Source organism: Parasedimentitalea huanghaiensis (assembly GCF_009753675.1).
Taxonomy (GTDB): Bacteria; Pseudomonadota; Alphaproteobacteria; order Rhodobacterales; family Rhodobacteraceae; genus Parasedimentitalea; species Parasedimentitalea huanghaiensis.
The window spans coordinates 264,454-277,573 of record NZ_WQLV01000001.1 but is presented as its reverse complement, the minus strand read 5'-3'; the positions used below and the strand labels follow the sequence as shown (position 1 = coordinate 277,573).

Here is a 13,120-nt window from a genome sequence, read left to right as displayed (position 1 = left end):
ATCAGAAAAAGTCGATCGAGACCTGCATCAGGCGCTCAACTTCGGGCACATCAGCTGCGATCGCAAACAGTGAAATGACATCACTTTCCTCTATCCGTAGCTTTCCGCTAGGTCGAAGTACTTCGCCGCCCTTATAAACGGCCCCCACCAGAACACCTTCTGGAAAATCAATATCGCGGATCATTTGCCCGGCCATGGGTGAGGTCGACATCACTTCTGCTTCGATAACTTCAGCCTCGGCATCACCTATAGAGTAAACTTGACGGACTCTGCCGTGGCGAATGTGGCGCAGAATAGAGCTAACGGTTGTGGATCGTGGGTTGATATACGCGTCAATTCCCAAAGGTGCCATCAACGGTACAAGAGTAGGGTCATTGATCAAGGCGATGGCCAAGGAGCACCCTTCGGCCTTTGCGCGTACGGCTGCCAACATATTGGTTTTATCATCGTCAGTCACCGCGAGCATAGCATCTGCCCGGTCAATTCCTGCCTCGATCATCAATGTCCGATCCAGCCCATCCCCGTTCAACACGATGGTCCGTTCTAACGATTCAGCCGCATGTTCGGCTTTCTTGCGATCGCGTTCAATCATCTTACTGCGGGTTCTACCGGTTCGGTTCTCCATCGCTTTGGCCACCTCCAAACCAACGTTCCCCCCGCCAACAATCACAACACGATCTTGCTTTTTCTCCTTTTTACCGAACACTTCCATTGTCCTACTAACGTCTTCAATATGTGTGAAAATGTAGCAGTTATCGCCGACAAACAGTTGATCGCCTGGATCTGGAGCAAACAGAGTACCATCTCGCCGGACCCCGACGACGATGGCACGCAGCGTCGAAAATAGATCAGTAAGCTGGCGCAAGGGCGTATGCACCACGGGACAATCTTCATCAATTGTAATGCCCAGTAGCTGAGCATTTCCATCCATGAATGTTTCCGTATCAAATGCAGCTGGTGCCGACAGACGTTGCATAGCCGCAGCGGCAACCTCTCTTTCCGGACTGATTACGACATCAATTGGAAGGTGATCACGGCGGTAAAGATCGGAATAAATCGCATCCAGATAGCTTTGCGAACGCAAGCGAGCAATTTTTCGTTGTATCGAAAAAACCGAATGGGCCACCTGACAAGTAACCATATTAACTTCATCGGAATGGGTTGCTGCAATGATCATATCAGCATCTGCAGCCCCTGCCCGCTCCAACACGTCCGGATACGAAGCAAAACCTGCTATGCCTTGAACATCAAGCGTGTCAGTAGCACGTCGCACCAGATCAGGGTTATTGTCGACCACAGTGACATCGTTAAGTTCACCGGACAAATGTCTGGCAATTTGCCAACCAACCTGACCTGCACCACAGATGATGACTTTCATGTTTTTTGCCCCTAGGCGCGTTTTTGCCAGTATTTTGCATGACAGAACCCTAGAACACGGTCAATTCAATTGTAACTTCGTATTTGTGATGGCACTGTAATTCCATGATTAAGTCACTCAAAGCACCCGTATTTATATTGGTTGTTTCGCTTGCTACGAGCTGTACTCCGCTTTCACTATACTACAAACCCGGTGTTGAGGTATCGCGTATGCAGTCCGACAGCCTGACATGCGAAACTCTTGCTCTGAAAGATGCACCTGTCGCCAATGAGATCCGCCAGAGCCCTCCCATCTTCTATCCTGGTGGCGAGTTCTGCAATGGGACAAACTGCTATTACCGCCCTGGCTACTGGGTTGAAGGCAATATTTATACCGTAGATCTAAACCGTGGACTACGCCACAGAATTGAGAACCAGTGCATGACGGACAAAGGTTACCAACAGGTCGAATTGGAAATATGCAACCCATCAGTGGCTAAAGCAGCTGGCAATACTCAAACAACGAGACTACCTCAGCTGAGTGAGAGTTCATGTGCTGTCCGACACAAGGACGGTAGCTTTCTAATTGTAGACCCCCGCTAAAAAAGGCGGAGATCAAGACGTCATGCGCTTGATCGAATGTCCGACGGGTTGCGCCCCACTTTAAGTGGGGTCGCACATTCTAGTGTTTCCACAAAAGCTAATTATTCCTCCCGGCGCAGCGGGAAGGCGAAACACCCAAATTGACGTGCCTCCACTAAAGGTCAAGCAACGGTATCTTCACTGTCCAAGTGTGCTACTCTGGCTCCGGATTTATTTGAAGTTACCACACCCAAGGATTTCAGTTTTCTGTGCAGCGCTGAACGTTCCATCCCTACAAAGGTCGCCGTACGGCTGATATTTCCACCGAAACGATTGATCTGAGTCAGTAAATATTCACGTTCAAATGCTTCTCGAGCTTCACGCAAAGGTAATGTCGCCAAGGCGCCCGATAGAACCACACGTCCTTCTTCATTTGGTGCATCTTCTTCGCGCGGCAGTTCCTTGACTTCGATTGGGCCATTGCCTTCACCGAGGATCAAAACTCTTTCCACCAAATTCTTCAATTGGCGCACGTTGCCAGGCCAGATCATCGTTTGTAACAACGCCACCGATTCTTCGCTTAATTTACGAAGCGGAAGGCCCTGGGTATCGTTAAAGTGAGCGATGAAATGTTCGACCAGCATAGGAATGTCTTCACGCCGGTCCGACAGAGAGGGAACGGCGATTGGCACCACGTTTAGGCGATGAAACAACTCTTCTCGGAACTTCTCTAAGCGAATTTCCTGCTCAAGATCTTTGTTTGTTGAGGAAATAACACGTAGATCGACGCTAACGTTGTCTCCACCACCTACCCGCTGAAACTTCTGATCGACGAGTACACGAAGAATTTTTGACTGGGTTCCCAACGGCATATCGGCGACCTCATCAAAATAGATAACACCGCCATTTGCCTGTTCTAATAGTCCAGGCTCAATCCCGCGCTCAGTTGTCTCTCGCCCAAACAGCACCTCTTCCATTCTCTCTGGTTCGATGCTCGCACAACTGACCGTAACAAACGGTGCTGCTGAACGGTTAGAATTTGCATGAACATAACGGGCTGCAATCTCTTTACCGCTGCCGGCAGGACCGCTCAACATTACCCGCCCGTTTGACTTAACCACTTTGTCCAGTTGGCTGGTCAAAACCCGATAAACAGCTGAATCCCCGATCATTTCTGCGCCACCGCTATCAAGCCGACGCAGGTCTGAATTTTCGCGCCGCAATTGCGAGGCTTCCATTGCACGGCGGATTACAACCATCAACTGATCTATGTTAAAGGGCTTTTCGATGAAATCATAAGCGCCTTGCTTAATCGCCGCCACCGCGATCTCAACGTTGCCATGGCCAGAAATTATCACGACTGGAACTTCTGGCGTGTCGCGTTTCACCGCTTTCAGAATGTCGATACCGTCCATCTGACTGTCTTTGAGCCAGATATCCAAAATCAGCAGAGCAGGCAGACCATCATTCAGCGCAGCCATACATTCATCAGAATTTCCAGCTTTGCGAGTAGCGTAGCCCTCGTCTTCTAGAATATCCGAAACCAGTTCGCGAATGTCTCGTTCATCATCAACAATTAGGATATCACTCATGTCAGACCTGCCTTCACTGCTTTTCTGTTGCTCTGCGCAAGACGCGCCATAGCTGGCAACCGGATAATCGCCATGGCGCCCCGGTGCGGATTTTCGTCAAAATATGGGGCATCTTCCAAAACTAAGCTCCCACCATGTTCTTCAATAATTTTTTTCACAATTGGCAGTCCCAATCCGGTGCCTTCATCACGTGTCGTTACATAGGGTTCAAACAAGCGAGCCCTATCTTCGGGCAGTCCAATGCCATTGTCGGCAATAGAAATTTCATAGAAATTCTCTGTTTCTTTAAGCGAAACCCGGACTTGCGGGTTTGAAACGGCCTGACCAGTTTTTTTCTCGAGCGTAGCTATCGCTTCGCCAGCGTTCTTGATCAAATTTGTTAGTGCTTGGCCAATCATGGTAGCATCTAGTGTCACCAATAGGGGGACTTCGGGCAATTCGGCAAGCAATTGAATTTCAGGTTGGCCAGACTGCTGTAGCAACACAGCATCGCGCACCAGACCGACAAGATCTTCTTCGCGGCGGTCTGGTTCGGGCATACGGGCGAATTTTGAAAACTCATCTACAATGCGGCGTAAATCATTAGTTTGCCTAACTATTACATCAGTCATAGATTGAAGCTTATCACTGTTCCCCTCGCCCAGCATCGGCGCAAACTTGCGCTTGATCCTCTCAGCACTAAGCTGGATTGGCGTCAAAGGGTTCTTGATTTCATGAGCAATGCGTCTAGCCACATCTCCCCACGCTGCCATCCTTTGAGCGCTGACCAAGTCTGTCACATCTTCAAAAGCAACCACATACCCCTCAAGCCGTTTTTCTTCTGACAATCTGGGCGACATCCTAACCAACAGGTTTTCCAAGCGGCCAAGACGAGTTACTTTTACTTCCCCCTGAACAACCGCACTACCGTCCGCAGTCAGCTCAGAGAACAATGCCCCAAATTCTGGTACAGCGACTGTCAACGCTACTGACTGTTGATCCTCGCGCCAATCCAGCAACCTCTCTGCAGATCGGTTGACAAATGTAACGCGGCCCTGATCGTCCAGACCAACAACTCCAGACGGCACCGATGAAAGTACAGAGTCAAACAATCTCCTTCGCCGTTCAATTTGCCGGGTATTGTCCAAAAGCGTTTCGCGCTGAACTTGAAGGTCTCGCGTCATGTGGTTGAAGTAACGGCCCAAATCCGATATTTCATCATCCCCATCGTCTTCCACCACCTGCACATTCAGGTCACCACTACCAACTCTCTGGGCAGCGACCGTCAGACGTCCAACCGGCCGTGACAACCGTTCTGCAAACCACATCCCTAGCCACATCGCGGCCAAGATCAAAATGACCGCGAAGCCAAGATACAACAGTCCAAATTCAAAAAGGACACGGCCTCGTTCACTTTCTAACTGTTGATACAAATGCGCCGTTTGCTTGGTTTCATCCAACAAGTTAAGTAATTCACCATCAACATTACGGCTGACGTAAAGATACCGATCGACAAATGCATCCAAAGGAATCAACGCCCGGAATTCGTTGTTATCCCAGTCCTGTATGATAGCCAGCCCATCTGTCGACGACCTGATAACGTCTTCACTGGAAGGTTTTTCGTAATCGAATTCGTAGGATCGTTCACCCCTGGCCCGAATATCACCACCGCCGTCCAATACATAAGCTTCACGCAAACCGCGTTGAATTTGCAGTTGGCCTTGTGTCAGAACTTGGCGTAGCTCGGCGTCATTCATGAAAAAGCTTCGGGACCGGCTATTGTCCAGAAATCGTGCAAGTGCTCGTGCATCCTCAGAAAGATCCTGACGTTGCTGCGATTCATATGCCTCAGCTGCGGCGAGAGAACTACCAACAACTTGGCGGACCCGTTCTGAAAACCATCCCTCAAGTCCAACATTCACAGTCAACCCAGCAAATACCGCCACAGTTACCGTTGGCACTAACGCCAAAAATGTAAATGCCCCAATCAATCTCAAGTGTAGTCGAGATCCGGCAGATTTGGCGCGACGTGCAGCGATCAACCGTCCAATTTGGAACAGAACCAGCGCAGCGATTGCCAGAACATAAACAAGGTCAGCAAGTAATATCAGTCGTAAACTTGGGGAGGAAGCGCCACCGCCGAACGGCCCCAAAACTAAAAAGGTGACGCCAGCCAACAAAGGGCCCAAGACCACCAACCCAAGCGTGCCAATATTGCGCGCTCTCCGGGTCCTGCGCCACCGGACCATAGCCGCAAATGGACCATACGCCGACCGAATATGTGACCTGTGCGCCACTGACTATCCTCATTCTGATGTGTGACCACGTGGGTCAACCGCCGTATATCGTGGCTTTCTACCAGTACGAGTACCAAGTTGCCACGGCTATGTGGCGATATTACATCAGTTTGCGGCGGCGTGTCACCTGAATATCCAAATCTGTGATCTTCTTTCGCAAAGTATTTCGGTTGATCCCCAATAAATCAGCACATTTGGCCTGGTTACCACTGGTGGCTTGCAATGAAATTTCGATCAATGGTGTTTCAACTTCTCGCAGCAACCGCGAATAGAGCCCTGCGGGGGGAAGTAAGTCGCCGTGCAGTTCGAAATAGCGTTGCAGATGCCGCCCAATCGTATCCGACAGCTTTTCGTCAACACCTCCACCCAGCACAGGTTCCACTTCGGGTTGCGGCCCTAGTACATCAGCAAGTTCAGCCTCGGTAATCTCTTCGCCTCTCGCTGTCAGACTTAGACGACGGATAACATTTTCAAGATGACGAACATTGCCGGGCCAAGAGAAGTGGCGCAGCATTTCTCGACATCCATTGCTCAAATACTTGTGCGGCGCCCCATCGTTCTCAGATTTGACCAAAAAATGCTCAGCCAATAAAACAATATCGTCAACACGCTCGCGCAGCGAAGGAACGTGCAGGGCTGTTCCGCATATCCGGTAATACAAATCTTGACGAAGAGTGCCCGATTCGATCGACGCACTGAGATCACATTGACTGGTGGCCATGAAGCGCGGGGAAAAGTCACCTGGTTCATCAATCATTCGAACCAAGCGTGCTTGGGCTTCATCTGGCAGATCTACCAATTCGTCAATCAACAAGGTGCCTCCTTTGACCCTCGCCAAGAGACGTGCCGGCCCCTCGAGTTCAACCAAATCTTCTGAATTCACACTGACAAAGGGTAAGGTACGGCGATCCGAAAAGTCGTGAACCGAACGGGCAATCAAGGTTTTTCCTGCCCCGCTTTCCCCGGTTATCAATAACGGTAGATCAGTGTTCATTACCCTTGCAATCAACTGATACAAAGCTTGCATGACTTCGGTCCGGCCAACCAGAGGCAGGTCATCGGGGTGATCTAAGTTTTCAAAATTGGAAGCAACTGAACCGGAAGGTTTTTCCGCAAGCGCTTTGGCGATGCGCTTCATCAGGTCAGGAAGATCAAATGGCTTTGGCAAGTAATCATAAGCATCCGCCTCAGCAGCCTTAATCGCCGTCATAATGGTATTTTGTGCAGATATGACAATTACCGGCAGACCAGGCCTATCTTCAGAAATTTTAGGTAACATTTCCAAACCGTTACCGTCCGGCATTGCCACATCAGAGATAACAACATCACCCTTCCCTTCTGCCACCCAACGCATCAGTGTTGTGAGCGAAGATGTTGCATGGACCTTACAGCCGGCACGGGTAAGGGCCTGAGTCAAAACTGTACGGATTGTTCGATCATCATCCGCAACAAGAACGGTACCATCCATGGTGTTTACTCCTGTACCTTTTTGTCCCTCTGGACGCGTGACAGTGACAAGCGGAACACGGTTCGGCCTGGCGTTGAACTCACTGAAATCCAGCCTTTGTGGTCTGAAACTATTTTACTCACCAAAGCGAGCCCAAGGCCGGTGCCGTTTTCACGCCCCGAAACAAATGGATCAAAGACATCTTCTTGAATGGCAGGCGGCAGCCCTGGGCCATCGTCAATCACTTCAACTTGTAACGGCAGCGTCTTGCCAGTCCCATCACTACGACGCAGCCTGAAGGAATGCTCATAGAACGTGCGGATTTTGATGGTTCCATGTTTATTTTCAGCAGCTTCAGACGCGTTCTTCAGGAGATTTAACACCACCTGAAGCAACTGGTCGGCATCCCCCCAAGCCATAGGTAAGGAAGGATCGTAGTCGTCGACAATGGTCATATGAGCCCCAAAACCGAGTAGCGCCGAGCGGCGTGCCCGGTCTAGAACATCATGTAAATTGACAGGTTGGAAATCAGGCGGAGATAGGTTTCCAAACTGTTCCACTTGGTCCAGCAACTTTACTATCCGACGGCATTCTTCAACAATTAGGTCGGTCAGTTCGAGATCATCTTGAGCGAGATTCATGCTCAACAACTGGGCGGCACCAGTAATTCCAGCCAGAGGGTTCTTGATTTCATGGGCCAACATTTCAGCCATTCCGATGGCTGATTGGGCGGCAGATTTAGCAGATTGTGCCCGTGTCATGCTGCCTGCCAATTCACGTGGCGTTAACATCAACAGCATTTGGCCAGGCTTCCCCACAACATGAGCGAACTGAACCCCACATTGTAACGGCGCCCGACTACCTGAACCGACGTCTATGTCATTAACAAACAACGGTGTCCCGTCTCGCCGTGACCGCAAAAGTGCATCTTCGATGGGAGCATCAATAGCGATTTGATCCCAGATTGGATGACCTAGGACCGACTTACACGACACATTTAGAAACCCTTCACCTGCCGAGTTGACATCCAGAATACAATCTTCAGCGTCAATCAGGAATGCAGGAACAGGCAACGAAGCCCAGAGCGCCGTGTCGCAGATCATGCTGCGGCCTCTTGATCCGCAACATTCAGAGCGTCCGGAAGTAAGCGAAGAACGCTTGCCGGGTCAGCTTCGGTAAGGACAGCCCGTCGAAGTTTGGAGACGGTACCAGCAACATCCATATACCACCCTAGATGTTTGCGTGCCACACGCAGTCCCAGAACGGCGCCGTAAAAGGTGAGCATAGCATCATAATGCATTGAAACCATGTTAGTAAAATCACCGCCGCGAGGAATGTCCGGTTGCTTTGATCCCCAAATCTCATGTGCAATCTGGGCCAAAAGCCAAGGCTTACCCTGTGCGCCACGTCCGATCATCACACCATCTGCACCCGACTGCGCCAATGCACTGTGCGCAGTGCCAGTGTCAATGATATCACCATTGGCAAGGACTGGAATTGACACCGCCTGCTTGATGTTATGTATCGCTCTCCAATTGGCTGTCCCTTTATAAAACTGACAACGGGTTCGGCCATGTATTGTGACCATCTGGATACCAGCATCTTGTGCCCGCCGGGCAATATCAGTCGCATTCAGACAGCTATCATCCCAACCAAGCCGTGTTTTTAGTGTGACCGGTATATCTACCGACGCCACGACTGCTTCGATCAGTTTTAACGCGTGATCTGGCGTTTTCAGCAGTGCCGATCCGGAATAGCCGTTGACCACTTTCTTGGCCGGACATCCCATGTTGATGTCAATGATACGGGCCCCGCGATCTTCCAGCTGTCGCGCGGCTTCCGCCATCCAGTGCGCCTCTCTGCCCGCTATTTGAACCGCAGTATTTTCGACATCTGCACTTAGCTCTGCACGTTCGCGCACACCAGGTTTCGCCTGGACCATCTCTTGACTGGCCACCATTTCGCTGACCATCAACCCGGAACCAAATGACCGAACCAGATCGCGAAACGGACGGTCAGTGATTCCCGCCATTGGCGCCAAAGCAATTGGCGGTGCCATCGAGGTAGATCCGACTGTAAAAGACAATTGCCTAATCCTTGTGCATGTAGGGCGTTTCTAGTCCACCTCGAACCCGTTTCACAATCATACTCCCCCAAATATTGCAAAATTTCAGAAGAAATGCACAAAATTTAGGCAAACAGGGGTGGATGATTGCCTCCCCCACCAACTCCCCATAAAAACAGCGCCAATCAGGTTGGAGAGCATTTTATGACCATTGCTGCACTCATCGTCGCTGCAGGGCGTGGGGTTCGCGCGGGCGGAGGACGACCCAAACAATGGCGGACGCTAAAGGGGCTCCGAGTAGCCGACTGGACACTTGACGCTTTTGCTAAATCCAAAGTGGATCATATTGTTCTGGTGCTGTCTCCTAAGGACCAAGACGTTCGCGAGAGCTTTGCAACTATTCCCGGCTTGATCTTCGCAACCGGAGCCAGCGATCGAGCCGGTTCAGTTCTCAATGGATTGACCGCTTTGCAAGAATACGGAGTGGACAAGGTTCTTATTCACGACGTTGCTCGTCCCTGTGTAAGTCATGGCTTAATCCAACAAGTGATCGATGCATTGGACAGCAACGCAGCCGCCGCGCCGGCGCTTGCAGTAACTGATGCGTTGTGGATTGGTGCTAGAGATGAAGTAACTGGCACACAGGATCGAAGCGGATTGTTTGCGGCGCAGACACCACAGGGGTTTCAATTTGACGCTATACTGGCGGCGCATTTGGCACATCCAGGGGGGGCTGCTGATGACGTCGAGGTTGCGCGGGCCGCAGGACTTGACGTTGCAATCGTTCCGGGCGAACCAGATAACATAAAAATAACCACCGCTGGCGACTTTGCCCGGGCAGAAAAAATCTTGGGGACTGAAATGGATATCAGACTGGGAAATGGCTATGATGTTCACCGGTTCGGGGATGGGGACTTTGTCACCCTTTGCGGGGTAGAAATACCCCACAACAAAGGCTTACAAGGCCATTCTGATGCAGATGTGGGAATGCACGCTGTCACAGATGCCATCTATGGTGCGCTGGCTCGCGGCGATATCGGTCGGCATTTTCCGCCATCTGATCCCCAGTGGAAAGGCGCCGCCAGTAAAATATTCCTGAACCACGCCGCCAATCTAGCCAAAGAAATGGGGTTTTCCATTTCCAACGTCGATTGCACCTTGGTTTGCGAGCACCCAAAAATTGGGCCCCATGCCGAACATATGCGTGCAAAAATGGCCGGTATACTCAACATCTCAATTGAACGTGTTTCGATCAAAGCCACAACATCTGAACGGCTTGGGTTTACTGGTCGAAGCGAAGGTATCGCGGCAGTGGCCACAGCTGCGTTGGTGAAAACATGAACCGGCTTGCCCAGATGACCGCCACCGTTGGGGGCATTGGATATCTGCGTCCCGCTCCTGGCACTTGGGGTTCGTTGGCAGCTTTGCCGATAGCCTGGGCCTTTCATACGCTTGGAGGTTTCCCACTGCTGGTGATTGCAGTCATAGGAACCTTTGTAAAAGGAACTTGGGCAACCAAGCAAATGACAGCTGGATCCAAAAATCATGACCCTTCCGAAATCGTCATAGATGAAGTGGTCGGGCAATTCATTGCCCTGCTGCCTCTTAGTTATGCGGCCTGGATTCATGGAATCGACATACTGGTAATGTGGCCAGGATGGGTCGCGGCCTTTGCCCTGTTTCGCCTATTCGATATCACCAAACCAGGCCCCATCGGTCGGGCAGACCGCAGGGGCGATGCGCTGGGTGTTATGTTGGATGATGTAATCGCAGGCCTGTTCGCTGCCATTGGTGTTATCTCGCTCGCCGCTTTGTGGCACGGTGTCGTCGAACGGATAATTGGCCAATGACCGTCAGCGTTTCTGACTTGGTCTCAACAGCTCGCCTCCAGTACGCCACTATAGCTACTGCTGAGAGCTGTACCGGCGGGCTTGTGTCCGCGGCCCTGACGGGCGTTCCCGGGTCATCCGCAGTTTTCAGCCACGGTTACGTCACCTACTCGAATTCAGCCAAAACTGAAATGCTTGGTGTATCAGTCAAAACTCTTGCAGATTTTGGCGCGGTCAGCCCCGAAGTCGCCGCGGAAATGGCACTTGGGGCATTGCGCAGCTCAGGGGCGACCATCGCTGTGTCCATTTCAGGAATTGCAGGCCCCGGAGGGTCAGATCACAAACCCGAAGGTCGAGTGTGTTTTGGCCTAGCGATTACCGATCAAAAGACGATAACAAAAACACTTGAGTTTGGTGCGCTGGGGCGGCAGAACGTACGCGAAGCAGCATGCAAACAGGCGCTGGAACTGCTACATAATGCTGTTCACGACATGAACTCGCACTTGCAAAAATAAACTAGCAGTTTTTGATTTTCGCAGACGCTGCGCAACCAGTGCAAAGTCAGCTGCAAAAATCACATTCGAAACAAAGAGCGTGATGTTTGGCCTGCGTATGTGCATGCCTCCAGAAACCAATTCGCCCCTTCTTACACATCGCGTGTTCTAAATTGGATTAGCTAAACTGCTTGGCAAACTCAGTAGCAGGTAAGTCTTGATGCAGCATCTTCCAGGCCTTTTCAGTTTCAACCTCGCCAAGCAACGACGCAACCTTAGTTCTAACCCTTTGTTCCTTCTCCGGCCGATCTACCAACGATTGCAAATCATGCCTAACTTCGAGACGCTGGCCATCACGCCGCAACAGGCTAACCACCGCTTCGGTTTCAGCCAGAGTGTCGTCAGAATCGACATAAATACAGTTTCTCAGAGCCTGCAAATCTTGCCGTCTACAGATAGAATCTGAATAAGTGTCTAGCTTTGCTGTGTCCAATCCCAGCGCCTGCATTGCCAGTACGGTCCGAAAGGAGAACTTTGCCCCAAGCCCTGTGTCCGGAGCCAATTGATTGCAAACCGACATCCAACAAGGATGGGTTCTCACCCGTATTTCGGCGATTTCGGGTGCTGCCAGGTCCAGTTTTCGAGCTGCTTCCAGCGCTGCATGCAACCCATGACAACAGGCGTGAAACTTGTAGTTTACATGTTCCATCATCCATTTCTGCCCTAAGCCCGACAGCGCAGTTTTGGTGGCATCAGCCCCCTGATGGGATGCCCCAAATCCAAACTCCCCCTCCAGAGCATGTGGGTTTGCGACAAATCCAGCTTGTATCAACTGCGCCACCTCGACACCCGTTGAAGCCGCAATTCCCGCATTATAGGGTTTTCCCATCGTTCCAAAATGTGCCTTCAAACCCGCGGCGCGCGTGGCAGCTAGGCCCAAGACCTGTGCCATCTGCGAAGTGTCAAAGCCGTGCAATCGCCCTGCGGCAACCCCTGACCCAAAGGCACCAGCAGTCGCTGTTTGGTGAAACCCAGCCTGATAATGACTTCGGCCCAACCATTGGCCTACCCGAACAGACACCTCCATCCCAAACAAAGATGCCAGCAAGACCTGAGGCAAGCTCCTGCCCAATTGCTGACCTACTGCAAATGAGGCCGAAAAGACGGCCACCGACGGATGTCCAATATGGGCAAAGTGAGTGTCATCATAATCAAGTGCATGCGAAATCGTCCCATTGACCAACGCCGCCATCCGGGCTGGTGCGCCGCCGCCACCAAACAGGTCGGCAACATGTTCACCACCTTCTGCAACCGCTATGGACCGTACGACCCCTGAAACCGGCTCGGACACCCCCGCGACACCGCAGGCCAACCAATCCAAGGCCGATAGCCGTCCAATTTCCAAAAGCTGCGGTGTTGCGACAAGATCTTTGGAAGAAAATTCAGCCAGTTTTTCAGTAAAGTTACCCACCACAGCTC

General features: G+C 51.2%; 10 protein-coding genes. 3 read left to right on the top strand and 7 right to left on the bottom strand.

Annotation, left to right across the window (positions count from 1 at the left end):
* Position 1: 1 nt before the first annotated feature.
* The 6 genes from trkA to dusB form a co-directional block, all read right to left on the bottom strand.
* The gene (gene trkA / locus GO984_RS01305; protein WP_157020781.1) at positions 2-1,378 is read right to left on the bottom strand and encodes a Trk system potassium transporter TrkA; all 1,377 of its coding nucleotides are present in this window, start codon (positions 1,376-1,378) and stop codon (positions 2-4) included.
* A gap of 742 nt (positions 1,379-2,120) precedes the next feature.
* The gene (ntrX, locus tag GO984_RS01300; protein WP_157020780.1) at positions 2,121-3,530 is read right to left on the bottom strand and encodes a nitrogen assimilation response regulator NtrX; all 1,410 of its coding nucleotides are present in this window, start codon (positions 3,528-3,530) and stop codon (positions 2,121-2,123) included.
* Positions 3,527-5,806, bottom strand: a complete 2,280-nt coding sequence (locus GO984_RS01295; RefSeq protein WP_167740177.1) for an ATP-binding protein — start codon at positions 5,804-5,806, stop codon at positions 3,527-3,529. The genes ntrX and GO984_RS01295 overlap by 4 nt, the downstream gene beginning before the upstream one ends.
* A gap of 100 nt (positions 5,807-5,906) precedes the next feature.
* Positions 5,907-7,274, bottom strand: coding sequence for a response regulator (locus tag GO984_RS01290; protein WP_157020778.1), 1,368 nt, complete (start codon positions 7,272-7,274; stop codon positions 5,907-5,909).
* A gap of 5 nt (positions 7,275-7,279) precedes the next feature.
* Positions 7,280-8,356, bottom strand: a complete 1,077-nt coding sequence (locus GO984_RS01285) for a two-component system sensor histidine kinase NtrB (protein WP_157020777.1) — start codon at positions 8,354-8,356, stop codon at positions 7,280-7,282.
* Positions 8,353-9,339, bottom strand: a complete 987-nt coding sequence (gene dusB / locus GO984_RS01280) for a tRNA dihydrouridine synthase DusB (RefSeq protein ID WP_157020776.1) — start codon at positions 9,337-9,339, stop codon at positions 8,353-8,355. Before dusB ends, GO984_RS01285 begins: the two co-directional genes overlap by 4 nt.
* Before the next feature lie 183 nt (positions 9,340-9,522).
* On the opposite strand from dusB, the gene GO984_RS01275 reads away from it, so the two are divergent.
* The 3 genes from GO984_RS01275 to GO984_RS01265 are packed head-to-tail and all read left to right on the top strand — an operon-like array spanning position 9,523 to position 11,662.
* Entirely contained in the window at positions 9,523-10,659 is a 1,137-nt protein-coding gene (locus GO984_RS01275; RefSeq protein WP_157020775.1) for a bifunctional 2-C-methyl-D-erythritol 4-phosphate cytidylyltransferase/2-C-methyl-D-erythritol 2,4-cyclodiphosphate synthase, read from the top strand.
* The gene (locus GO984_RS01270) at positions 10,656-11,168 is read left to right on the top strand and encodes a phosphatidylglycerophosphatase A family protein (RefSeq protein ID WP_157020774.1); all 513 of its coding nucleotides are present in this window, start codon (positions 10,656-10,658) and stop codon (positions 11,166-11,168) included. Before GO984_RS01275 ends, GO984_RS01270 begins: the two co-directional genes overlap by 4 nt.
* Positions 11,165-11,662 (top strand): CinA family protein, encoded by a 498-nt coding sequence (locus GO984_RS01265; RefSeq protein ID WP_157020773.1) that lies wholly within the window; start codon positions 11,165-11,167, stop codon positions 11,660-11,662. The genes GO984_RS01270 and GO984_RS01265 overlap by 4 nt, the downstream gene beginning before the upstream one ends.
* A 157-nt stretch (positions 11,663-11,819) precedes the next feature.
* Here the strand turns inward: GO984_RS01265 and GO984_RS01260 are convergent, their stop codons facing one another.
* Positions 11,820-13,112, bottom strand: coding sequence for an MmgE/PrpD family protein (locus tag GO984_RS01260; RefSeq protein WP_167740176.1), 1,293 nt, complete (start codon positions 13,110-13,112; stop codon positions 11,820-11,822).
* Between the last annotated feature and the right edge of the window lie 8 nt (positions 13,113-13,120).

What these genes read in the sequence shown, in the direction of transcription:
- trkA (WP_157020781.1), bottom strand. Translation starts at nt 1,378, where the DNA reads ATGAAAGTCATCATCTGTGGTGCAGGTCAGGTTGGTTGGCAAATTGCC.
- ntrX (WP_157020780.1), bottom strand. Translation starts at nt 3,530, where the DNA reads ATGAGTGATATCCTAATTGTTGATGATGAACGAGACATTCGCGAACTG.
- GO984_RS01290 (WP_157020778.1), bottom strand. Translation starts at nt 7,274, where the DNA reads ATGGATGGTACCGTTCTTGTTGCGGATGATGATCGAACAATCCGTACA.
- GO984_RS01285 (WP_157020777.1), bottom strand. Translation starts at nt 8,356, where the DNA reads ATGATCTGCGACACGGCGCTCTGGGCTTCGTTGCCTGTTCCTGCATTC.
- GO984_RS01275 (WP_157020775.1), top strand. Translation starts at nt 9,523, where the DNA reads ATGACCATTGCTGCACTCATCGTCGCTGCAGGGCGTGGGGTTCGCGCG.
- GO984_RS01270 (WP_157020774.1), top strand. Translation starts at nt 10,656, where the DNA reads ATGAACCGGCTTGCCCAGATGACCGCCACCGTTGGGGGCATTGGATAT.
- GO984_RS01265 (WP_157020773.1), top strand. Translation starts at nt 11,165, where the DNA reads ATGACCGTCAGCGTTTCTGACTTGGTCTCAACAGCTCGCCTCCAGTAC.